The 24181-nt window shown below is 58.3% G+C and carries 15 protein-coding genes, 2 tRNA genes and 3 rRNA genes; 8 read left to right on the top strand and 12 right to left on the bottom strand.

Annotated features, from left to right (window positions below):
* Positions 1-64: 64 nt before the first annotated feature.
* From BLU52_RS01855 to BLU52_RS01865, 3 genes are all read right to left on the bottom strand, one after another.
* The gene (locus BLU52_RS01855) at positions 65-1018 is read right to left on the bottom strand and encodes an adenosine deaminase (protein WP_090281178.1); all 954 of its coding nucleotides are present in this window, start codon (positions 1016-1018) and stop codon (positions 65-67) included.
* An 80-nt stretch (positions 1019-1098) separates the two neighbouring features.
* The gene (locus BLU52_RS01860) at positions 1099-2064 is read right to left on the bottom strand and encodes a 2-oxoglutarate and iron-dependent oxygenase domain-containing protein (protein ID WP_090281181.1); all 966 of its coding nucleotides are present in this window, start codon (positions 2062-2064) and stop codon (positions 1099-1101) included.
* 142 nt (positions 2065-2206) lie between these two features.
* Positions 2207-3280 (bottom strand): BMP family ABC transporter substrate-binding protein, encoded by a 1074-nt coding sequence (locus BLU52_RS01865; protein ID WP_090281185.1) that lies wholly within the window; start codon positions 3278-3280, stop codon positions 2207-2209.
* A 287-nt stretch (positions 3281-3567) separates the two neighbouring features.
* Here BLU52_RS01865 and BLU52_RS01870 point away from each other — a divergent pair, with 287 nt between their 5' ends.
* A complete protein-coding gene (locus BLU52_RS01870) occupies positions 3568-4659 on the top strand; it encodes a calcium:proton antiporter (protein ID WP_090281189.1) in 1092 nt (363 codons plus the stop codon).
* Positions 4660-4782: 123 nt separating this feature from the next.
* Here the strand turns inward: BLU52_RS01870 and BLU52_RS01875 are convergent, their stop codons facing one another.
* The 9 genes from BLU52_RS01875 to BLU52_RS01915 all read right to left on the bottom strand — a co-directional run bounded on the left by BLU52_RS01875 (position 4783) and on the right by BLU52_RS01915 (position 15255).
* Positions 4783-6141 carry an 8-oxoguanine deaminase gene (locus BLU52_RS01875; RefSeq protein WP_090281192.1) on the bottom strand — a complete coding sequence of 453 codons (1359 nt, stop codon included), beginning with the start codon at positions 6139-6141 and terminating at the stop codon, positions 4783-4785.
* Between the two features lie 256 nt (positions 6142-6397).
* Entirely contained in the window at positions 6398-7084 is a 687-nt protein-coding gene (locus BLU52_RS01880; RefSeq protein WP_090281195.1) for an SDR family oxidoreductase, read from the bottom strand.
* A 279-nt stretch (positions 7085-7363) separates the two neighbouring features.
* Complete coding sequence (locus tag BLU52_RS01885; protein WP_090281199.1) at positions 7364-8290, bottom strand: ABC transporter permease; 927 nt, start codon at positions 8288-8290, stop codon at positions 7364-7366.
* Positions 8290-9396, bottom strand: a complete 1107-nt coding sequence (locus tag BLU52_RS01890; RefSeq protein WP_090281202.1) for an ABC transporter permease — start codon at positions 9394-9396, stop codon at positions 8290-8292. The genes BLU52_RS01885 and BLU52_RS01890 overlap by 1 nt, the downstream gene beginning before the upstream one ends.
* Positions 9397-9411: 15 nt before the next feature.
* Entirely contained in the window at positions 9412-10959 is a 1548-nt protein-coding gene (locus BLU52_RS01895; protein WP_090281208.1) for an ABC transporter ATP-binding protein, read from the bottom strand.
* Positions 10960-11495: 536 nt separating this feature from the next.
* Positions 11496-12077 carry an IMPACT family protein gene (locus tag BLU52_RS01900; RefSeq protein WP_090281211.1) on the bottom strand — a complete coding sequence of 194 codons (582 nt, stop codon included), beginning with the start codon at positions 12075-12077 and terminating at the stop codon, positions 11496-11498.
* 8 nt (positions 12078-12085) lie between these two features.
* Complete coding sequence (locus tag BLU52_RS01905) at positions 12086-12736, bottom strand: TetR/AcrR family transcriptional regulator (protein ID WP_090281215.1); 651 nt, start codon at positions 12734-12736, stop codon at positions 12086-12088.
* An 88-nt stretch (positions 12737-12824) separates the two neighbouring features.
* The gene (locus tag BLU52_RS01910) at positions 12825-14213 is read right to left on the bottom strand and encodes a uracil-xanthine permease family protein (RefSeq protein ID WP_090281220.1); all 1389 of its coding nucleotides are present in this window, start codon (positions 14211-14213) and stop codon (positions 12825-12827) included.
* A gap of 121 nt (positions 14214-14334) precedes the next feature.
* Positions 14335-15255 (bottom strand): LysR family transcriptional regulator, encoded by a 921-nt coding sequence (locus BLU52_RS01915; RefSeq protein ID WP_090281223.1) that lies wholly within the window; start codon positions 15253-15255, stop codon positions 14335-14337.
* A 137-nt stretch (positions 15256-15392) separates the two neighbouring features.
* Between BLU52_RS01915 and BLU52_RS01920 the strand changes: the two genes are divergently transcribed.
* The 7 genes from BLU52_RS01920 to rrf all read left to right on the top strand — a co-directional run bounded on the left by BLU52_RS01920 (position 15393) and on the right by rrf (position 24109).
* Entirely contained in the window at positions 15393-16742 is a 1350-nt protein-coding gene (locus BLU52_RS01920) for an aspartate aminotransferase family protein (protein WP_090281226.1), read from the top strand.
* Positions 16743-16818: 76 nt separating this feature from the next.
* Positions 16819-18312, top strand: a complete 1494-nt coding sequence (locus BLU52_RS01925; RefSeq protein WP_090281229.1) for a CoA-acylating methylmalonate-semialdehyde dehydrogenase — start codon at positions 16819-16821, stop codon at positions 18310-18312.
* A gap of 579 nt (positions 18313-18891) precedes the next feature.
* Positions 18892-20428, top strand: a 16S ribosomal RNA gene (locus tag BLU52_RS01935).
* A 123-nt stretch (positions 20429-20551) separates the two neighbouring features.
* Positions 20552-20628, top strand: a tRNA-Ile gene (locus BLU52_RS01940).
* 10 nt (positions 20629-20638) lie between these two features.
* Positions 20639-20714: transfer RNA gene (locus BLU52_RS01945), tRNA-Ala, on the top strand.
* A 234-nt stretch (positions 20715-20948) separates the two neighbouring features.
* A 23S ribosomal RNA gene (locus BLU52_RS01950) occupies positions 20949-23842 on the top strand.
* 151 nt (positions 23843-23993) lie between these two features.
* A 5S ribosomal RNA gene (gene rrf, locus BLU52_RS01955) occupies positions 23994-24109 on the top strand.
* Together the 16S, 23S and 5S rRNA genes with 2 tRNA genes alongside form the textbook arrangement of a ribosomal RNA operon.
* Positions 24110-24181: the final 72 nt, after the last annotated feature.

Genomic DNA, 24181 nt, shown 5'->3' on the forward strand with positions numbered 1-24181 from the left:
TATTTATATCTGACACTCCGCTATCGCGAGCAGGCTCACTCCTACAAGGGATTTGCGGTGAGGCTTAGGGGTTTACCAGGCGCGCATCCAGGCTGTTCTGCGCCAGGCGCTTGGCTTGATCCTGGGTCATGCCGAGGTGTTCATGCAACGCATGGAAGTTCTCGGTCACATAACCACCGAAGTACGCCGGGTCATCGGAATTCACCGTGACCTTCACGCCCCGCTCGAGCATGTCGAGGATGTTGTGCTGCGACATGTGATCGAACACGCAGAGCTTGGTGTTCGACAGCGGGCAGACGGTCAGCGGAATCTGCTCGTCGATGATCCGCTGCATCAGGCGCTCGTCTTCGATGGCGCGCACGCCGTGGTCGATGCGCTGGATTTTCAGCAGGTCGATGGCTTCCCAGATGTACTCCGGTGGGCCTTCTTCACCCGCATGGGCGACGGTCAGGAAGCCTTCGTGGCGGGCGCGATCAAACACGCGCTGGAATTTGCTCGGCGGGTGGCCCATCTCGGAACTGTCCAGACCGACCGCAACGAACGCATCGCGGAACGGCAGCGCCTGATCGAGGGTTTTCTCGGCTTCTGCTTCGCTCAGATGGCGCAGGAAGCTCAGGATCAAACCGCTGGTAATGCCCAGTTGCGTCTCGCCATCCTTCAGCGCCGCCGCGATGCCGTTGAGCACCACTTCGAAGGGAATGCCACGGTCGGTATGGGTCTGCGGGTCGAAGAACGGTTCGGTGTGAATCACGTTCTGTTCTTTGCAGCGCAGCAAGTAGGCCCAGGTCAGATCGTAGAAGTCCTGCGAGGTGCGCAGCACGTCGGCGCCCTGGTAATACAGGTCGAGAAATTCCTGCAGGTTGTTGAAGGCGTAAGCCTTGCGCAGGGTTTCCACGTCGTTCCACGGCAGGGCGATCTTGTTGCGCTCGGCCAGGGCGAACAGCAGCTCGGGCTCCAGCGAGCCTTCCAGATGCAGGTGCAGTTCAGCCTTCGGCAAGGCGTTGAGCCAGTCGTACATAGTCTTTTCTCATCAGGTGCAATGACGGCATTCTACAGATGCTCGCCGAAACAATTGGCAAAACCTGACCAAGCGATCCATCACACCGCCTCTTGCTCACGCCGGTAAGCGTAAGTATCGGCGAAGCGCGACAGCAGGAATTCGGCGCAGGTGGTGGTCGGATATTTCGCCGGATGCTGTGCGTCCTGGCAACCGGGCAGGCATTCGATGCGGGTGTCCGGATGTGGCTCGGCAAAGAACGGCATCGAATAGCGGTCGACGCCGAGCGGGCTGATCACCCGGTGCGGTGTCGAGCGATAGCGGTCGTTGCTCCAGCGCGCCATCATGTCGCCGAGGTTGACCACGAAGGTACCGTCAATCGGCGGCGCGTCGATCCATTCGCCCTTTACATTCTTGACTTGCAAGCCACCGGCGCTGTCCTGATAAAGCAGGGTGATGCAGCCGTAATCAGTATGCGCGCCGGCGCCTTGCTGCTCGGCGGAACTGGCGGTGTGGCGCGGCGGATAGTGAATCATGCGCAGCACGCTGACCGGGTCAACGAAGCGGCTGTCGAAGAAATCGCGCTCGATTCCCAGCGCCACGGTCATCGCCCGCAACAGCGTCTGCGCCAGCGCCTGCATGTCTGAGTAATGCTGCTCCATCAATTCAACCCAGCCTGCCTGCGCCGGATGGTGGTTAGGCCCGCGCAACGGTTTTTCGGCGAGTACCTCGGGATGATCGGCGGGCAGGTGCAGGCCCATGTCGAAGGTTTCTTTCAGATCGCTGGGTTTGTCCGGGTCGAGCTGTTCGGTGGCGATGGCGCCGTAGCCGCGGTGATGGCGAGTCTGGGTAATGTCGATCTGGAGTTTTTCCGCCGCGGGCAGGGCGAAAAAGCGTTGCGCATGATCGAGCAGTACGCTGATGCGCTGCGCGGAAATCGGGTGACCCTTGATGTAGAAGAAACCCCACTCGCGGCAGGCCTGATCGATTTGCGTGGCGACGGCGGGCCAGGCGTTTTCGTTGTCGGCGTAGAGCGGGCTGATGTCGATGATCGGAAGCTGATTCATACGCAATCCTTGAACACGCTGAAGATCAGATGTAGGAGTGAGCCTGCTCGCGATAGCGGTGTGTCATGAGCGGATACCTAGACTGACACACCGCTATCGCGAGCAGGCTCACTCCTACAGGGGAATGGTGGTGGGGCTGAGATTACTTCGGCATTTCGGCTTTCATGCCTTCCACGTAGTAATTCATCGACGCCAGTTCGGCATTCGTTGCACTCACGCCCGCCGGGATTTTCTCCACGACGGCCTGATCCTTGATCGGCCCGGTGAACGGCTGCAGCGCACCGCTCTTGATGTCGGCAATGATCTGCTCGGCTTCGGCTTTCACCGGTGCCGGCACCAGGTCGCTGATCGGCAGTTCAACCGTGCCTTCCTTCAGTCCACCCCAGTAATCCTGAGGTTTCCAGGTGTGATCGATCACGCCCTGCGTCGCCTGGATGTAGTGCGGCGCCCAGTCGTTGACGATCGACGTCAGCACTGCTTTCGGCCCGAAGTGCGCCATGTCCGAGGCGTAGCCCACCGCGTACACGCCACGGCGCTCCGCGGCCTGAATCGGCGCTGGGCTGTCGGTGTGCTGGAACACCACGTCGACGCCCTGATCGATCAGCGCGTTGGCTGCATCGGCTTCCTTGCCCGGATCGAACCACGAGTTGACCCAGACCACTTTGATCTCGGTGCCGGGGTTGTATTTGTTCAGGGCCAGTTGAATGGCGTTGATGTCGCGGATCACTTCCGGGATCGGGAACGAGGCGACGTAGCCGATCTTTTTGCTCTTGGTCATCTTCGCCGCAAGGAAGCCGCCGACGTAACGCCCCTCATAAGTTCGCGCCAGATAGGTGCCAAGGTTCTTGTCCTGCTTGTAGCCGGTGGCGTGTTCGAAGGTCACCTTGGGAAACTGCTTGGCGACTTTCACGGTGGGGTTCATGTAGCCGAAGGAGGTGGTGAATATCAGGTCGTACTTGTCCTTGGCCATGTTGCGGATCACCCGTTCGGCATCGGCGCCTTCGGCGACGTTCTCCACATAGTTAGTGGTGATCTGGCTGCCGAACTTTTCCGCCAGCGCCTTGCGCCCCTGTTCATGCTGATACGTCCAGCCGTGGTCACCGATCGGGCCGATGTAAACGAAACCGACTTTCAGCGGATCGGCAGCGCTGGCGCTCAGGCTGATGCCCAGACCGATGGCGGCGCACAGCAGTTTGTGCAGCGGACGTATTTGCATGAAGTGGAGCTCCGTTTTGTTGTGTGTGCCCAGGGCCAATGCAAATTGCTGACCAACAGGACAACAAACAATCCGGAACTGTGTGATGGCTATCGCGAGCAGGCGAAGGCCTACAGGGGAATGCATTTCAAATGTAGGAGTGAGCGTGCTCGCGATAGGGCCATCAGGGCCGATAAAGGTGCACCCGCCGAAGCACCGCCATGGCTTGGTGCGCGAAGATGTAACGAAACGTTAGCGCCGCCCGGCAGTCAGTAGCTTCATCAGCTCCTTTCGGCAAAAGGCCCGCCATGTTCTCGATCCTCAAACAAGAAAGCTTTCTGCTGCTGGCAATCATTGCCGCGTGCATTGCTTATCCGCTGGAACACTGGTTGCTGCACAGCGGCCAGATCGTCGCGCTGGTCGGCGGGCTGGTGCTGATCGGCTTCATCGTCGCCGCGTCGATGCGCGTCGCCCATCACGCCGAACTGCTCGCGGAAAAAGTCGGCGATCCTTACGGCACGATGATCCTGACCCTCGCCGCCGTGCTGGTGGAAGTGGTGATTCTGGCGATCATGATGAGCAACGAAGCCTCGCCCACGCTGGTGCGTGACACGATCTATTCAGCGGTAATGCTCGACATCAACGGCATCCTCGGCCTCGCTGCGCTGATGGGTGGGATCAAGCATGGCGAACAGTCCTACAACGACGACTCGGCGCGCAGCTACAGCGTGATGATTCTCACCGCGATGGGCGTGTCGATGGTGGTGCCGGAGTTTATTCCCGAAGCGAACTGGAAGCTCTATTCGGCGTTCACCATTGGCGCGATGGTGGTGCTTTACGCCTTGTTCCTGCGCATGCAGGTCGGGCCCCACAGCTATTTTTTCAGCTACAGCTACCCGGACAAGCGACGCAAGAAAGAACCGATTGAGCAAGAACCGAAACCGCTGAGCCTGGGCCTGTCGATCGGCATTCTGGTCGGCGGTGTGGTGGTGATCGGTGCGCTCGCCGAGATCATGTCCAAGACCCTCGATCTCGGCCTGGAAGGCACCGGGGCGCCGCCGGTGATCACGGCGATTCTGGTGGCGGCGATTTCCGCCGCGCCGGAAATCCTCACGGCATTGCGCGCGGCACTGGCCAACCGCATGCAGTCGGTGGTCAATATTGCGATGGGGGCGTCACTGTCGACGGTGATCCTGACTGTACCGGTGATGGAGGCCATGGCGCTGTACACCGGCCAGCCGTTTCAGATGGCGATGACCCCGGTGCAGACGGTGATGATCTTCATCACCCTGATCGTCAGCGCAATCAACCTCAACGACGGCGAGACCAATGCCATCGAAGGCATGACCCACTTTGTGCTGTTTGCGACGTTTATCATGCTGTCGCTGCTGGGCGTTTAAGAACACCAAAAATCACTGTGGGAGCCAGCCTGCTGGCGATTACGGTGCATCAGTCAACATTTCTGTTGCTGACCCACCGTAATCGCCAGCAGGCTGGCTCCCACAGGTTTGATCAGTGTTGAATCAGGTCCCGGCGATCAGCTGCCGCGCCGCCTGGCTGTGATCGGCGATCAGGCCTCTGAGATCCAGCCCTTCAACCTGACCATCCACCACACGCCACTTGCCACCAATCATCACCCGATCGGCACGGTCCGCGCCGCACAGCAGCAGTGCCGAAATCGGGTCGTGGCTGCCGGAGAAGCGCAACTCGTCGAGCTTGAACAACGCCAGATCCGCCTGCTTGCCGACTGCCAGTTCACCGATGTCGCTGCGGCCCAGCAAACTCGCCGAGCCCTTGGTCGCCCAGCCCAGCACGCGTTCCGGGGTGATCTTTTCGGCGCCATAACGCAGGCGCTGGATGTAAAGCGCCTGACGCGCTTCGAGGATCATGTTCGAGGCGTCGTTGGACGCCGAACCGTCAACGCCCAGCCCGAACAACGCGCCGGCGTCGGTCAGGTCGATACTTGGGCAGATGCCCGACGCCAGGCGCATGTTCGAACTCGGGCAGTGGCAGATGCCAGTGCCGGCCTGACCAAGACGAGCGATTTCGTCCGGGTTGAAGTGGATGCCGTGGGCCAGCCAGGTGCGCGGGCCGAGCCAGCCGACGCTGTCCAGATAATCGACGGTGCGCAGGCCGAAACGCTGCAGGCAGAAATCTTCTTCGTCGAGGGTTTCGGCCAGGTGCGTGTGCAGGCGCACGTCGAGTGTGTTCGCCAGTTCGGCGCTGGCCGACATGATTTCCGGCGTTACCGAGAATGGCGAACACGGTGCGAGGGCGATCTGGATCTGCGCGCCGTCGCCGCGTTCGTGGTACTCGTGAATCAGGCGCTGACTGTCATCGAGAATCACTTGGCCTTCCTGCACGGTCTGCTGCGGAGGCAGGCCGCCGTCCTTTTCGCCGAGGCTCATCGAACCGCGGGTGAGCATGGCGCGCATGCCCAGTTCGCGCACGGTTTCGACTTGCACGTCGATGGCGTTTTCCAGGCCGTCCGGGAACAGATAATGATGGTCAGCGGCGGTGGTGCAGCCCGACAGCAGCAGCTCGGCCAATGCCACTTTGGTCGCAAGGGCGAGTTTTTCCGGAGTCAGACGTGCCCATACCGGGTACAAGGTTTTCAGCCACGGGAACAAGGGCTGATTGACCACCGGCGCCCAGGCGCGGGTCAGGGTTTGATAGAAGTGGTGGTGGGTGTTGATCAGCCCCGGCAGGATCACATGCTCGCGGGCATCGAACACTTCGCTGCACGGCGCCGAGGGTTGCTGGCCGGCGGCGAGCACTTCGACGATCACACCGTCTTGCAAGACCAGACCGCCACGGGCATCGAGCGCGTTGGCCGTGAAAATGGCGAGGGGGGTTTTTAACCAGATACGGGTCGCAGGCATGGTCGCCGGCTCCTCTGAAAGTTGGGTTCAGGGTTGCCAGCTCAGTGTTGCCCTGTCTGCTGATCCAGGTTCGCCGCGACGGCGAGGCGCGCAGTTTCAAACAAATCGCCGCGCCGGGCAAGCCCGACCCGACCAGACAACCTGCAATACCCCTGTGGGAGCTAGCCTGCTAGCGATAGCGGAGTGTCAGTCACTGATTCTGAAACTGACACACCGCATCGCTAGCAGGCTAGCTCCCACAGTTACATCTGCGGGTTTACCAGGGAATCGTTTCACCCTTGTAATTGACGAAATGATGCCCGCCCTTGCCGCTGAACGCGTTGACCTGATCAATCAGCCCACGGGTGCTGGTTTCCACGTCGAGGTCAGCGCCGTCGCCGCCCATGTCGGTTTTCACCCAGCCCGGATGCAGCGACAGCACGGTCAGTTTCTGCTCGCCCAGTTGCGTGACGAAGGTGTTGGTCATCGAGTTCAGCGCAGCTTTGCTCGCCTTGTACAACGCCAACTCCGGTGCATCGGGCACCGTCACGCTGCCAAGTCCGGAACTCATGAATGCCAGCACGCCGCTGCCGTCGCGGATCTGCCCGGCAAAGCGCTGGGCCAGATTGATCGGCGCCACTGCGTTGGTGAAAAACAGCTTGCCGACTTCGGCCAGGGTCGCGCCGCCCGGGGTCTGTACTTCCGGGCCCTTGACCCCGGCATTGACGAACAGCAGGTCGAACGTTTCGCCCTTCAATTGCTGACTGAGGGCGATCACCGCTTGCTGATCATCCATGTCGAGCTTCTCGATCCGCACGCTGCCCAGCGCTTGCAGCGCCTCGGCGTTCTGCGGATTGCGCACAGTGGCGGTGACTTGCCAGCCATCGGCCAGCAGGGTTTTCACCAGCCCGAGGCCCAAACCCCGAGAGGCACCGATGATCAGTGCGTTTTTTGCCTGAGACATGATGGGTTCCTTGATTGTCAGCGTTCAGGATTCAATGGACAGGCCTGCCCGAGCCGAAGTTGCAGCGCCCGGCGCAAAAGAGGCAGCGACCGGAGCATACCCCAGCCTTTGCCGTGCTTGCTTCCTGAAGTTCTCAAGATTGTTGGGTATGGAGCAGGCGTGATTCAGGTGTTGCCTGTGCGGACGCCATCGCGAGCAGGCTCACTCCTGCATTGGATCGGGTTCGCAGGCCCCCTGTAGGAGTGAGCCTGCTCGCGATGGGGTCATTAAATTCACCTCTTAATGCCCTGATTGCCACGGCTGCCCCAACGACACCGGCGCATACAACCGCGTACGCAACGCATCCCGCGACAGCAGCACCAACACGATAATCGTCGCCACGTACGGCAGCATCGCCAGCAGGCTTGAAGGAATCGCCAGCCCCAAGCCCTGCGCCACCAGATGCAGGATGCTGGCGAGGCCGAACAGATACGCGCCGAGCAACAACCGCCACACCCGCCAACTGGCAAACACCACCAGCGCCAGGGCAATCCAGCCGCGCCCGGCGGTCATGTTTTCCGCCCACATCGGCGTGTACGCCAGCGACAGATAGGCCCCGGCCAGCCCAGCCATCGCCCCGCCAAACAGCACCGCCAGGGTGCGCACGGTCAGCACCGGTAATCCCATCGCAATGGCCGCATCGGGATTTTCGCCGACCGCTTGAATGATCAGCCCGACACGACTCTTGATGATCACCCACGCCACCAGCGCAAACAGCGCGAACGACAGGTACACCAGCAGATCCTGGGCGAACAGCATGCGCCCGAGCAGCGGAATGTCACTCAGGTACGGAATCGCCAACGGCTCAAACCCGGCCAGCGGTTTGCCTACCCAGGCCGCGCCGACAAACGTCGATAGCCCGACACCAAAAATCGTCAGCGCCAACCCGGTCGCGACCTGATTGGCGTTGAACACCAAGGCGACCAGGGCAAACAGCGACGACAGCAGCATCCCCGCGAGCATCGCCAGCAGCACGCCCAGCCACAGGTTGCCGCTGCTGAGCGCGACGATAAAACCGATCACCGCACCAAACAACATCATCCCTTCCTGACCCAGGTTGAGCACGCCGCTCTTTTCGCAGATCAGTTCACCCAGCGCCACCAGCAACAGCGGCGTGCCGCAGCGCACCATGGCGTAGAAAATATTGCTCAACAGATCGATATCCATCACAGCGCTCCGGCGGTTACGGCGGTGGTCGACGTGCGTCGGATCCAGCGCCGATTCAGGCGCGGCCGATAGAGGATCAACACGTCACAGGCGAGCAGGAAAAACAGCATCATTCCCTGAAACAACTGGGTGATTGCCTGCGGCAAATTTAGGCTCATCTGCGCGCTCTCGCCGCCGAGGTACAGCAGCGCCATCAGCAGACTGGAAAACACGATGCCGATTGGATTGAGCCGGCCGAGAAACGCCACGGTGATCGCCGCATAGCCATACCCCGGCGAGACCTGCGGGACCAATTGGCCAATCGGCCCGGTGACTTCGCTGACTCCGGCAAGCCCCGCCAGGCCGCCGCTGATCAGCAGCGCCAGCCAGATCAAACGTTTCTCGCGAAAACCGACGAATCCTGCCGCACGCTTGTCCAGACCGAGCACTTTGATCTGGAAACCGATAAAGCTTTTCTGCAACAGCACCCACACCGCCACCAACGCGAGCAGGGCGAAATACACCCCGCCATGCACGCGGCCATCTTCGAGCAACAGTGGCAACCGGCTGGCGTCGCCGAACATCGCCGACTCGGGAAAGTTGAACCCGGCCGGGTCCTTCAGCGGCCCGTGCACGCAGAACAGCAGCAGGTTCAGTGCGATGTAGTTGAGCATGATGCTGGTGAGAATTTCATTGGCGTTGAAGCGCGTGCGCAACCACGCCGTCAGCCCGGCCCAAGCGGCGCCGGCGAGCATGCCGACGAGCAGAATCAGCACCAGCGCCCAGCGGCTTTGCCAGTCGATGATGTGCACCGCCACGGCGCTGCCGGCGAGGGCGCCGAGGAGCAATTGACCTTCGGCGCCGATGTTCCAGATTCGCGCCTGATAGGCCACCGCCAGACCGAGTGCGCAGAGCAGAATCGGCAATGCCTTGACCAGCAATTCGGAGATGCCATAGAGATCGCTGACCGGCACGATCAGCAGCGTGTGCAAGGTTTGCAGCGGGTCGTGGCCGAGGGCGATGAACAGCAGCGAGCCGCACGCCAGGGTCAGCACGGCGGCCAGTAACGGCGAGCACCAAAGCATCAGGCGCGATTGCTGGCCACGCGGTTCGAGGGAAAGCAGCATGTCAGGAAAACTCCGTTAAACCGTGGCCGATGAAGGTGAGTGCGCGAACTGCCCGGCCATCCAGCCGCCGACGTCGCTGAGCTGCGTTTCGCCAGTGTCCTGGAGCGGCGACAGACGCCCGCCGCACAACGCGCCGAGGCGGTCGCTGATCTGAAACAGCTCGTCGAGGTCTTCGGAGATCACGAGAATCGCCGCGCCGGCATCGCGCAGCGCAATCAATGCTCGGTGGATGGTCGCCGCAGCGCCAACGTCGACGCCCCAGGTCGGATGTGCGGCGATCAACAGTTTCGGTTGCTGGAGAATTTCCCGGCCGAGAATGAATTTCTGCAGATTGCCGCCGGACAGGCTGCGCGCGGCGGTCTGCGTGTCTGGGGTTTTCACACCGAAGCGCTGGATGATTTGCTCAGCAAAGGTTTCAAGTTTGCTGCGCTGGATCATGCCGCGGCTGACCAATCCCTGCTGAAAAGCGGTCAATAAAGCGTTATCGGCCAAGCTCAATTCCGGCACTGCGCCGTGGCCAAGACGTTCGGCCGGGACAAACGCCAGACCGAGTTTGCGCCGCGCATCCGGGCGCAGATCGGCAACGTTTTGCGCGCCGAATCGAATGGTGGCGGCGTCTGTTCGAGGCACGCGCTGTTCGCCACTGAGCAGCGCCAGCAATTCATCCTGACCATTGCCGGCCACCCCGGCGATGCCGACGATTTCTCCGCTGCGGACCTGCAAGTCGATATCGCCCAACGAGCAGCCGAACGGATCGGGGTTGTGCCAGCTCAGCCCGCTCACCTGGAGGAACGCCGCGCCGCCGCTGACCTTGGGGTAATCGCCAATCATCGTCGCCGCTTCGCCAACCATCAATTGCGCCAGTTGCTGATCCGAGCATTCGGCCGGTCGGCAATGCCCGGCGACACGCCCGCCGCGCAAGACCGTAGCACTGTGGCACAGGGCGCGAACCTCACCGAGCTTGTGGCTGATAAACAGAATGCTGCAGCCCTCGGCGGCGAGGCGGCGCAGGGTGACGAATAGCTCGTCGGCCTCCTGCGGCGTCAGCACCGAGGTGGGTTCATCGAGGATCAGCAGACGAATGTCCTGCATCAGGCAACGCACGATCTCGACGCGCTGACGCTCGCCGATCGACAGGCTGTGGACAAGTCGTTCTGGCTCCAGCGCCATGCCATAACGGCGCGACACTTCGGCAATCTTCGGTGCCAGTTGTTGCGGCGTGCCAGCCGCCGCGCCCATTGCCAGTGCAATGTTCTGCGCCACGCTAAGCGTTTCGAACAGCGAGAAATGCTGGAACACCATGCCGATTCCCAACTGCCGCGCCTGCGCCGGGTTGCGGATTTTCACCGACTGACCTTGCCAGAGCATGTCGCCCGCATCGGCTTGGGTGACGCCGTAGATGATCTTCATCAAGGTGCTTTTGCCGGCGCCGTTTTCGCCGAGCAAGGCATGGATTTCCCCGGGCGCAATGCTCAGGTCGATGGCGTCATTGGCCAGACAACCGGGGTAGCGTTTGCTGATATGGCGTAGTTGCAGGCGCGGGACGGGCGGAGCGATTGGCATGACAGGCTCGACTGCTTGGAGTTGTGCCTGTGGATAAAGCAATTTCCTGGCCATTGAGTCAGGAACGCTCGCGGGCCGCGTTCGGCGGTGCCTGATGTAGAGCTTCGGATTAATAAAAGTACGCAAACGCAGCACCAATTCGGCGCAAAGGTATTGATCGGGCTCCAGTTTTGCTCATGGGTAACTGATCAAAAAACGAGCAAACCGTTGCGAAGCAGGCAGAACCTGCGACAGCGCCGGTCATGAACGGGTTATCCACAGGTTGTTCCACAGTTATTGTGCGCAAGCCAGAAAGCTCGGCATAAGCACTGCGGTGCTTTGTTCTAATGGTGCTAAACGTCGCTAACTGATTGTTTGGACTTGGAATTTCCGTTTCGTCGGGGAAATTGAACGAAAAGTGAACAAACTGCGCAAAGCCGCGTGACAGAAGGGTTACAGGCGAATGTACTCAGGTTATCCACAGTCGGGTGCACAGCGCATGTGGGCAACTTGGCGGAATAAGGGGAAACGGCTGCGCCCTAAAAGCTCGCAACTTTCTAGTGCTGCAGCAAAATCCGTCCGCGACTCAGATCGGCCAATTGGCTTTGCAGCAAATCGATGTGGGCCGCACCCAGTGCCAGACGCAACTCGACGCCGTTGGCGGTGAAATTTTCTTCCAGCACCAGGCCGCCAAGGTCCGCCACGCGCAGCTTGACCAGGGCCAGTTCGGAAAATCCACAGGCACAGCTCAGCGGCACACGACTGATCAGTTCGATCTTGTCCGCCGCTTGCAGGCATTTGTTCGCACCACCGCCGTATGCCCGCGCCAAACCTCCCGTGCCCAGTTGAATGCCACCGTACCAACGGATCACCAGCACCGCGACCTGATCGCAATCCTGTGCCTCGATCGCCGCCAGAATCGGCCGCCCGGCGGTGCCGCCGGGCTCGCCGTCATCGCTGCTGCGGTATTGCGCGCCGAATTTCCACGCCCAGCAATTGTGCGTGGCATTCAGATCGCTGTGCTGCTCGAAAAACGCCTGCGCATCGTTTGGGCTGTCGATCGGCGCGGCGAGGGTGATGAAGCGGCTTTTGCGAATCTCTTCGCGGTACTCGCAAAAACCGCTGAGGGTAAAAGGCATAAAACGTCTTATACAGAAGGAGTGAGGCCGCAGCCCTTGAGGATAATGCGGATCAGGTTGTTGCCGGCGTCTTCCATGTCCTGTTTGGTCAACTTGCTGCGCCCGCTGACCCGGCAAATCTGCGTGGCGAAGTCGGCGTAATGCTGGGTGCTGCCCCACAGCAGGAAGATCAGGTGCACCGGATCGACCGGGTCCATTTTGCCCGCATCGATCCAGGCCTGGAACACGGCGGCGCGGCCCTGGAACCAGGCGCGATAGTCCTGATTGAAATACTCGGTCAGGCATTCGCCGCCGCTGATCACTTCCATCGCGAAGATTCGCGAGGCCTGTGGCTGGCGGCGTGAGAACTCCATTTTGGCGCGGATATAGCGGGTCAGCGCCTCAGCCGGATCGTCCTCGGCGGTCAGGGTGTTAAAGGTGCTGTCCCACAACTCGATGATGTTACTCAGCACCGCCACGTACAAACCGAGTTTGTTGGTGAAGTAGTAATGCAGGTTGGCTTTCGGCAACCCGGCATTCTGCGCGATGGTGTTCATGCTGGTGCCTTTGAACCCGTGACGGGCGAACTCGTCTTCGGCGGCTTTGAGAATGGTCTCTTCGTTCTTCTGACGAATGCGGCTGGCGGGTTTGCCGCCGTGAGCGGGGACTTCAAAGGTCATAGGCACTTCCGGGTTTGTCTGTGGGTGCAACCAGTTGCGTTGATAGCGCACCCACAGGCATCCGACAAGTCCTAGCGCGATAAAACCGTTACGCCTGTTCGATCTTGTTCAGCGTGGCCGGCGCTTCAGTGGCCGCGGTTTGGCTTTCCGGCAGCAGCAGGCACAAGACGATGGCGGTCAAGCCGCCGCTGGTAATCGCCGAGTCGAACAGGTTCTGCACCAGCTTCGGCAAAAGGTGCAGCAGGTTCGGTTGCGCGGCGATGCCCAGGCCGACGCCGAATGAAGTGGCAATGATCAACATGCTGCGCCGGTCCAGCGGCGACTGCGCAAGGATGCGCACCCCGGCCGCTGCAACGGCGCCGAACATCACCAGCGTCGCGCCACCCAGCACCGGTTTCGGAATCTGCTGCAGCACCGCGCCGATCATCGGGAACAGGCCGAGGCAGAACAGGATCGAACCGATGTAGAGGCCGACGTAACGGCTGGCGACTCCGGTCAATTGGATCACGCCGTTGTTCTGCGCGAAGGTGGTGTTGGGGAATGCGCTGAACGTCGCGGCGATCATGCAGCTCACGCCATCACCCAATACGCCGCCGCGCAAACGGCTTATATAGGAAGGACCGCTGATGGGCTGGCGAGCGAGCATGCAATTGGCGGTGAGGTCGCCGACGGTTTCGAGGGTGCTGATCAGATAAATCAGCGCGACTGGCAGGAAAGCTGTCCAGTCAAAGCTGAAACCGAACTTGAACGGCGTGGGAAAACTCACCAGTGGCACGTCAGGCAACGGCTGCGGCAGCAGTTTTCCGCTGAACCACGCGGCCAGACTGCCCAGCACCAGACCGATGATGATCGCCGACAGGCGCACCCACGGCGTGTTCGAGCGGTTGAGCAGAATGATCGTCAGCAACACGAATACGCCCAGCGCCAGATTACCCGGCGCACCGAAGTCCGGCGCATTGAAACCACCGCCCAGATCGGTGATGCCGACCTTGATCAGGCTGATGCCGATCAGGGTGATGACAATGCCGGTCACCAGCGGCGTGACGACCCGGCGCAACTGGCCGATGAAGCGGCTGAGCACGATTTGCACCAGTGCACCGAAAAAACACACACCAAAAATCATCGCCAGAATGTCTTCCGGACTGCCGCCACGCTGCTTGACCAGAAACCCGGCAGAGAGAACGGCGCCAAGAAAGGCGAAACTGGTGCCCTGCAGGCAAATCATCCCGGCACCAATGCCGAACGGCCGCCGCGCCTGGATAAAGGTGCCAACGCCGGAGACCATCAGCGCCATGCTGATCAGATATGGCAGGTGCGCGGTCAGGCCGAGCGCCGAGCCGATCACCAGCGGCGGTGTGATGATGCCGACGAAGCTGGCGAGCACGTGTTGCAGTGCGGCAAGGATCGCCGCGAGGGGTTTTGGACGGTCGTCGAGGCCGTAGATCAGTTCACTGGGCGAATCGGAATCTGGCTGCATGGCGCTGGGCTTCTTGTTCAGGGATCGGGTTGATCCTGCTTTGCAAAAAGCTGTCCACTTGCTCAGGTTATTATGTTTTTTAGTCTGTAGGGCCCAGCGCTACCGGGGCTTTGGAGGATTTTTAGCGTGTCGCCGCCAGGCTTTCGAGAAAGCTTTCCAGCACCAAATGAGGGCGGCGCCCCTTGCGCGTGACCGATGCGAGGCTCAGGTCATAGAACCGTGTAGTGGATTTCAGCGCACGCAGACGACCTTGCTGAACCCAGAGGCTGGCGTAGTGATCCGGCAAATAACCGATGTAGCGCCCGGTCAGAATCAGGAACGCCATGCCTTCACGGTCCGAAGCGCTGGCGGTGCAATTGAGCGCCTGATAATGCGCCTGGATGTCCGCCGGTAAACGGAACGTCGGCGCGATGGCGTCCTGGCTGTTCAGGCGCTGGTCATCGAGTTGTTCGTCATCGACATAAAACAACGGATGGCCGACCGCGCAATAAAGCAGCGATCGCTCGCTGTACAGCGGCTGATACTCCAGGCCCGACAGCGCGCTGGCCTGCGGCACTACGCCGACATGCAGACGGCCATCGAGCACGCCTTGCTCGACTTCATTGGGCGCGATCATGCGGATCTGAATCTGCACATCCGGCCCGCGCTCCTTCAACTGCGCCAGAGCGTGGGTGATGCGCATGTGGGGCAGGGTGACGAGGTTGTCGGTCAGGCCGATGATCAACTCGCCACGCAAGTGTTGATGCAGGCCGTTGACCTCAGTGCGGAAACTTTCCAGCGCACTCAGCAGTTGCAGCGCCGATTGATAGACCTCGCGGCCTTCTTCCGTCAGGGAAAAGCCGGCGCGACCGCGTTGGCACAAGCGCAAACCGAGGCGCTGCTCCAGATCGCTCATCTGCTGGCTGATCGCCGAGCGACCTATGCCCAGCACGGTTTCTGCCGCGGAGAAGCCACCGCATTCCACCACGCTGCGAAAAATCCTCAGCAGGCGAATATCAAAGTCACTGACCTGGGCCAGCGGATCGGGGCGGCGGCTGCTCATTTATCAGGCTCTTTGTTTAGCAGTGTTCTAACTGAAGGTTAGAAAAGTTGGATTTCACCGACTTTATCGCCGTGGCAACTTAGCTGCAATAACGCTTTTTATCTCCCTGCCGCTTATGCCCTGCGAGGTTTTGCCCGATGAACATGCCTGAAAACGCGCCGTCGCCACTGGCCAGCCAACTGAAGCTGGACGCGCACTGGATGCCGTACACCGCCAACCGTAACTTTCAACGCGACCCGCGGCTGATCGTCGGTGCCGAAGGCAGTTGGCTGTTCGATGACAAGGGCCGCAAAATTTACGATTCGCTGTCCGGTCTGTGGACCTGCGGCGCCGGGCACACCCGCAAGGAAATTCAGGAAGCGGTGGCCAAACAGTTGGGCACCCTCGATTACTCGCCGGGCTTTCAGTACGGCCATCCGCTGTCGTTTCAACTGGCGGAGAAAATCACCGAGCTGACCCCGGGCAATCTCAACCACGTGTTCTTCACCGACTCCGGTTCCGAGTGCGCCGACACCGCGGTGAAAATGGTCCGCGCCTACTGGCGCCTTAAGGGCCAGTCGACAAAAACCAAAATGATCGGTCGTGCCCGTGGCTATCACGGCGTGAACATCGCCGGCACCAGCCTCGGTGGCGTCAACGGCAACCGCAAGCTGTTCGGCCAGCCGATGATGGATGTCGATCACCTGCCGCACACTTTGCTGGCGAGCAATGCGTTCTCCCGTGGCATGCCGGAGCAGGGCGGTATTGCGTTGGCTGACGAGCTGCTGAAGCTGATCGAACTGCACGATGCGTCAAACATCGCCGCAGTCTTTGTCGAGCCGATGGCCGGTTCCGCCGGTGTACTGGTGCCGCCGCAGGGTTACCTCAAGCGCCTGCGCGAGATCTGCGATCAGCACAACATCCTGCTGGTGTTCGACGAAGTGATCACCGGCTTCGGTCGCACCGGTTCGATGTTCGGCGCCGACAGTTTCGGCGTGACCCCGGACCTGATGTGCATCGCCAAGCAAGTCACCAACGGCGCGATTCCAATGGGCGCGGTGATTGCCAGCTCCGAGATCTACCAGACGTTCATGAATCAGCCGACCCCGGAATACGCGGTCGAATTCCCCCACGGCTACACCTACTCGGCGCACCCGGTGGCCTGCGCGGCTGGTCTGGCCGCACTCGATCTGCTGCAAAAGGAAAACCTGGTGCAGAGCGTCGCGGAAGTCGCACCGCATTTCGAAAATGCGCTGCACGGTTTGAAAGGGGCGAAGAACGTCATCGACATTCGTAACTACGGTCTGGCCGGCGCGATCCAGATTGCCGGTCGCGACGGCGACGCCATCGTGCGTCCATTCGAAGCAGGCATGGCCCTGTGGAAGGCCGGGTTCTATGTGCGCTTCGGCGGCGACACCCTACAGTTCGGTCCAACCTTCAACAGCAAGCCGCAAGACCTTGACCGTCTGTTCGACGCGGTCGGCGAAGTGCTGAACAAGCTCGACTGATTTTTCCTTCTATATAGATGCACAAATGGCAGGCGCTCCTTGTGGGCGTTTGCGCACCAGAATTCAGGAGTGTTCGATGAGCGTTATTCCGCATTTGATCAATGGCGAACTGGTGACCGAGAACGGTCGCGCAGTGGATGTGTTCAACCCGTCTACCGGCCAGGCCATTCACAAACTGCCACTGGCCAGCCAGGCCACCATCCAGAAAGCCATCGATGCCGCCAAGGCTGCATTCCCGGCGTGGCGCAATACGCCACCGGCCAAACGTGCGCAGGTGATGTTCCGCTTCAAGCAACTGCTGGAGCAGAACGAAGCGCGCATCTCACAATTGATCAGCGAAGAACACGGCAAGACCCTGGAAGACGCGGCCGGTGAGCTGAAGCGCGGCATCGAGAACGTCGAGTTCGCCTGCGCCGCCCCGGAAATCCTCAAGGGTGAATACAGCCGCAACGTCGGCCCGAACATCGACGCCTGGTCGGACTTCCAGCCCCTGGGCATCGTGGCCGGGATCACTCCGTTCAACTTCCCGGCCATGGTGCCGCTGTGGATGTATCCACTGGCAATCGTCTGCGGCAACTGCTTCATCCTCAAGCCGTCGGAGCGCGATCCAAGCTCGACGCTGCTGATCGCTCAACTGCTGCTGGAAGCTGGTCTGCCGAAAGGCGTGATGAGCGTGGTCCACGGTGACAAGACAGCGGTGGACGCGTTGATCGAAGCGCCGGAAATCAAGGCGCTGAGTTTTGTCGGCTCGACGCCGATTGCCGAATACATCTACGCCGAAGGCACCAGGCGCGGCAAACGCGTCCAGGCACTCGGCGGCGCGAAGAACCACGCGGTGCTGATGCCGGATGCTGACCTGGATAACGCGGTCAGTGCATTGATGGGCGCAGCGTACGGTTCTTGCGGCGAGCGCTGCATGGCGATCTCCGTTGCCGTGTGTGTCGGTGATCAGGTGGCGGATGCGTTGGTGGCCAAACTGGTGCCGCAGATCAAGGCGCTGAAAATCGGTGCTGGCACTTCCTGTGGCCTGGATATGGGGCCGCTGGTGACTGGTCAGGCGCGAGACAAGGTCAGCGGTTATGTCGATGACGGCGTTGCGGCGGGCGCGACGTTGGTGGTTGATGGTCGTGGTCTGCGTGTGGCCGGTTACGAAGACGGCTTCTTCCTCGGTGGCTGCCTGTTCGACAACGTCACGCCAGAGATGCGCATCTATAAAGAAGAGATCTTCGGGCCGGTCCTTTGCGTGGTTCGGGTGAACAGCCTGGAAGAGGCCATGCAACTGATCAACGATCACGAATACGGCAACGGCACCTGCATCTTCACCCGTGATGGCGAAGCTGCACGTCTGTTCTGTGACGAGATCGAAGTCGGCATGGTCGGCGTCAATGTACCGCTGCCGGTGCCAGTGGCTTATCACAGCTTCGGCGGCTGGAAGCGTTCGCTGTTCGGCGACTTGCACGCTTACGGTCCTGATGGCGTGCGCTTCTACACGCGGCGCAAGGCGATTACCCAGCGCTGGCCGCAGCGTGCCAGTCATGAAGCTTCGCAGTTCGCTTTCCCTAGCTTGTAAGTAGCGGGGCGGAAGCACAGAAGGCCGACCACGTTGAGGTCGGCCTTTGTGTTTATGGGCTTTTTTGACTGATATGACAGATTTATGAAAATAGAGGTTGACGGCGAATTTCAGATGTCTATAATTCGCCCCACTTCCGGCGCAGTCGAAACGGAAAACTCCTTGAGATTCAATGAGTTAAGTAGGTTTCGATAGCAGGTTGCTTCAGTTCATCGAAGCCCGAAAGGAAGTTGAAAAAGAGGTGTTGACAGCAGCGTGTAACGCTGTAGAATTCGCCTCCCGCTGACGAGAGATCGGAAGCGCAAGTGGTTGAAGTTGTTGAAGAAATTTTCGAAAGCTTCTGAAAATAATCACTTGACAGCAAATGAGGCTGCTGTAGAATGCGCGCCTCGGTTGAGACGAAAGATCTTAACCAACCGCTCTTTAACAACTGAATCAAGCAATTCGTGTGGGTGCTTGTGGAGTCAGACTGATAGTCAACAAGATTATCAGCATCACAAGTTACTCCGCGAGAAATCAAAGATGTAACCAACGATTGCTGAGCCAAGTTTAGGGTTTCTTAAAAACCCAAAGATGTTTGAACTGAAGAGTTTGATCATGGCTCAGATTGAACGCTGGCGGCAGGCCTAACACATGCAAGTCGAGCGGATGAAAGGAGCTTGCTCCTGGATTCAGCGGCGGACGGGTGAGTAATGCCTAGGAATCTGCCTGGTAGTGGGGGACAACGTTTCGAAAGGAACGCTAATACCGCATACGTCCTACGGGAGAAAGCAGGGGACCTTCGGGCCTTGCGCTATCAGATGAGCCTAGGTCGGATTAGCTAGTTGGTGAGGTAATGGCTCACCAAGGCGACGATCCGTAACTGGTCTGAGAGGATGATCAGTCACACTGGAACTGAGACACGGTCCAGACTCCTACGGGAGGCAGCAGTGGGGAATATTGGACAATGGGCGAAAGCCTGATCCAGCCATGCCGCGTGTGTGAAGAAGGTCTTCGGATTGTAAAGCACTTTAAGTTGGGAGGAAGGGTTGTAGATTAATACTCTGCAATTTTGACGTTACCGACAGAATAAGCACCGGCTAACTCTGTGCCAGCAGCCGCGGTAATACAGAGGGTGCAAGCGTTAATCGGAATTACTGGGCGTAAAGCGCGCGTAGGTGGTTCGTTAAGTTGGATGTGAAATCCCCGGGCTCAACCTGGGAACTGCATTCAAAACTGTCGAGCTAGAGTATGGTAGAGGGTGGTGGAATTTCCTGTGTAGCGGTGAAATGCGTAGATATAGGAAGGAACACCAGTGGCGAAGGCGACCACCTGGACTGATACTGACACTGAGGTGCGAAAGCGTGGGGAGCAAACAGGATTAGATACCCTGGTAGTCCACGCCGTAAACGATGTCAACTAGCCGTTGGGAGCCTTGAGCTCTTAGTGGCGCAGCTAACGCATTAAGTTGACCGCCTGGGGAGTACGGCCGCAAGGTTAAAACTCAAATGAATTGACGGGGGCCCGCACAAGCGGTGGAGCATGTGGTTTAATTCGAAGCAACGCGAAGAACCTTACCAGGCCTTGACATCCAATGAACTTTCCAGAGATGGATTGGTGCCTTCGGGAACATTGAGACAGGTGCTGCATGGCTGTCGTCAGCTCGTGTCGTGAGATGTTGGGTTAAGTCCCGTAACGAGCGCAACCCTTGTCCTTAGTTACCAGCACGTTATGGTGGGCACTCTAAGGAGACTGCCGGTGACAAACCGGAGGAAGGTGGGGATGACGTCAAGTCATCATGGCCCTTACGGCCTGGGCTACACACGTGCTACAATGGTCGGTACAAAGGGTTGCCAAGCCGCGAGGTGGAGCTAATCCCATAAAACCGATCGTAGTCCGGATCGCAGTCTGCAACTCGACTGCGTGAAGTCGGAATCGCTAGTAATCGTGAATCAGAATGTCACGGTGAATACGTTCCCGGGCCTTGTACACACCGCCCGTCACACCATGGGAGTGGGTTGCACCAGAAGTAGCTAGTCTAACCTTCGGGGGGACGGTTACCACGGTGTGATTCATGACTGGGGTGAAGTCGTAACAAGGTAGCCGTAGGGGAACCTGCGGCTGGATCACCTCCTTAATCGACGACATCAGCTGCTCCATGAGCTCCCACACGAATTGCTTGATTCATTGAAGAAGACGATAGAAGCAGCTTTAAGCTCCAAGCTGATAGCTCCAGGCTAACAGTTACGCGCTCGAAATTGGGTCTGTAGCTCAGTTGGTTAGAGCGCACCCCTGATAAGGGTGAGGTCGGCAGTTCGAATCTGCCCAGACCCACCAATTTTGTTATGGGGCCATAGCTCAGCTGGGAGAGCGCCTGCCTTGCACGCAGGAGGTCAGCGGTTCGATCCCGCTTGGCTCCACCATATAAACTGCTTCTGAAAGCTTAGAAATGAATATTCCGAGAGAATATTGATTTCTAGTCTTTTGATTAGATCGTTCTTTAAAAATTTGGGTATGTGATAGAAAGATAGACTGAACGTTACTTTCACTGGTAACGGATCAGGCTAAGGTAAAATTTGTGAGTTCTCTTAATTGAGAAATTCGAATTTTCGGCGAATGTCGTCTTCACAGTATAACCAGATTGCTTGGGGTTATATGGTCAAGTGAAGAAGCGCATACGGTGGATGCCTTGGCAGTCAGAGGCGATGAAAGACGTGGTAGCCTGCGAAAAGCTTCGGGGAGTCGGCAAACAGACTTTGATCCGGAGATGTCTGAATGGGGGAACCCAGCCATCACAAGATGGTTATCTTGTACTGAATACATAGGTGCAAGAGGCGAACCAGGGGAACTGAAACATCTAAGTACCCTGAGGAAAAGAAATCAACCGAGATTCCCTTAGTAGTGGCGAGCGAACGGGGACTAGCCCTTAAGTGGCTTTGAGATTAGCGGAACGCTCTGGAAAGTGCGGCCATAGTGGGTGATAGCCCTGTACGCGAAAATCTCTTAGTCATGAAATCGAGTAGGACGGAGCACGAGAAACTTTGTCTGAATATGGGGGGACCATCCTCCAAGGCTAAATACTACTGACTGACCGATAGTGAACTAGTACCGTGAGGGAAAGGCGAAAAGAACCCCGGAGAGGGGAGTGAAATAGATCCTGAAACCGTATGCGTACAAGCAGTGGGAGCCCACTTTGTTGGGTGACTGCGTACCTTTTGTATAATGGGTCAGCGACTTATTTTCAGTGGCGAGCTTAACCGAATAGGGGAGGCGTAGCGAAAGCGAGTCTTAATAGGGCGTCTAGTCGCTGGGAATAGACCCGAAACCGGGCGATCTATCCATGGGCAGGTTGAAGGTTAGGTAACACTGACTGGAGGACCGAACCGACTACCGTTGAAAAGTTAGCGGATGACCTGTGGATCGGAGTGAAAGGCTAATCAAGCTCGGAGATAGCTGGTTCTCCTCGAAAGCTATTTAGGTAGCGCCTCATGTATCACTGTAGGGGGTAGAGCACTGTTTCGGCTAGGGGGTCATCCCGACTTACCAAACCGATGCAAACTCCGAATACCTACAAGTGCCGAGCATGGGAGACACACGGCGGGTGCTAACGTCCGTCGTGAAAAGGGAAACAACCCAGACCGTCAGCTAAGGTCCCAAAGTTATGGTTAAGTGGGAAACGATGTGGGAAGGCTTAGACAGCTAGGAGGTTGGCTTAGAAGCAGCCACCCTTTAAAGAAAGCGTAATAGCTCACTAGTCGAGTCGGCCTGCGCGGAAGATGTAACGGGGCTCAAACCATACACCGAAGCTACGGGTATCATCTTAGGATGATGCGGTAGAGGAGCGTTCTGTAAGCCTGTGAAGGTGAGTTGAGAAGCTTGCTGGAGGTATCAGAAGTGCGAATGCTGACATGAGTAACGACAATGGGTGTGAAAAACACCCACGCCGAAAGACCAAGGTTTCCTGCGCAACGTTAATCGACGCAGGGTTAGTCGGTCCCTAAGGCGAGGCTGAAAAGCGTAGTCGATGGAAAACAGGTTAATATTCCTGTACTTCTGGTTATTGCGATGGAGGGACGGAGAAGGCTAGGCCAGCTTGGCGTTGGTTGTCCAAGTTTAAGGTGGTAGGCTGAGATCTTAGGTAAATCCGGGATCTTAAGGCCGAGAGCTGATGACGAGTTACCCTTTGGGTGACGAAGTGGTTGATGCCATGCTTCCAAGAAAAGCTTCTAAGCTTCAGGTAACCAGGAACCGTACCCCAAACCGACACAGGTGGTTGGGTAGAGAATACCAAGGCGCTTGAGAGAACTCGGGTGAAGGAACTAGGCAAAATGGCACCGTAACTTCGGGAGAAGGTGCGCCGGTGAGGGTGAAGGACTTGCTCCGTAAGCTCATGCCGGTCGAAGATACCAGGCCGCTGCGACTGTTTATTAAAAACACAGCACTCTGCAAACACGAAAGTGGACGTATAGGGTGTGACGCCTGCCCGGTGCCGGAAGGTTAATTGATGGGGTTAGCTAACGCGAAGCTCTTGATCGAAGCCCCGGTAAACGGCGGCCGTAACTATAACGGTCCTAAGGTAGCGAAATTCCTTGTCGGGTAAGTTCCGACCTGCACGAATGGCGTAACGATGGCGGCGCTGTCTCCACCCGAGACTCAGTGAAATTGAAATCGCTGTGAAGATGCAGTGTATCCGCGGCTAGACGGAAAGACCCCGTGAACCTTTACTATAGCTTTGCACTGGACTTTGAATTTGCTTGTGTAGGATAGGTGGGAGGCTTTGAAGCGTGGACGCCAGTTCGCGTGGAGCCATCCTTGAAATACCACCCTGGCAACTTTGAGGTTCTAACTCAGGTCCGTTATCCGGATCGAGGACAGTGTATGGTGGGTAGTTTGACTGGGGCGGTCTCCTCCTAAAGAGTAACGGAGGAGTACGAAGGTGCGCTCAGACCGGTCGGAAATCGGTCGTAGAGTATAAAGGCAAAAGCGCGCTTGACTGCGAGACAGACACGTCGAGCAGGTACGAAAGTAGGTCTTAGTGATCCGGTGGTTCTGTATGGAAGGGCCATCGCTCAACGGATAAAAGGTACTCCGGGGATAACAGGCTGATACCGCCCAAGAGTTCATATCGACGGCGGTGTTTGGCACCTCGATGTCGGCTCATCACATCCTGGGGCTGAAGCCGGTCCCAAGGGTATGGCTGTTCGCCATTTAAAGTGGTACGCGAGCTGGGTTTAGAACGTCGTGAGACAGTTCGGTCCCTATCTGCCGTGGACGTTTGAGATTTGAGAGGGGCTGCTCCTAGTACGAGAGGACCGGAGTGGACGAACCTCTGGTGTTCCGGTTGTCACGCCAGTGGCATTGCCGGGTAGCTATGTTCGGGAAAGATAACCGCTGAAAGCATCTAAGCGGGAAACTTGCCTCAAGATGAGATCTCACTGGAACCTTGAGTTCCCTGAAGGGCCGTCGAAGACTACGACGTTGATAGGTTGGGTGTGTAAGCGCTGTGAGGCGTTGAGCTAACCAATACTAATTGCCCGTGAGGCTTGACCATATAACACCCAAGCAATTTGAGTCGAAGAGACCAGATTGCGGTGTGTGAAGACGAAACGAACCGAAAGTTCGAAACGCACAAACACCGAAAGCTGTCACATACCCAATTTGCTGAAGCGAGGCCATCTGGTCACGAGTCAGTACCCGAATTTCTTGACGACCATAGAGCGTTGGAACCACCTGATCCCATCCCGAACTCAGCAGTGAAACGATGCATCGCCGATGGTAGTGTGGGGTTTCCCCATGTGAGAGTAGGTCATCGTCAAGATTAAATTCCGAAACCCCAATTGCGAAAGCAGTTGGGGTTTTGTTTTGCCTGCGAGAAATTTCCTACAGCATT

Source organism: Pseudomonas granadensis (genome assembly GCF_900105485.1).
Taxonomy (GTDB): domain Bacteria; phylum Pseudomonadota; class Gammaproteobacteria; order Pseudomonadales; family Pseudomonadaceae; genus Aquipseudomonas; species Aquipseudomonas granadensis.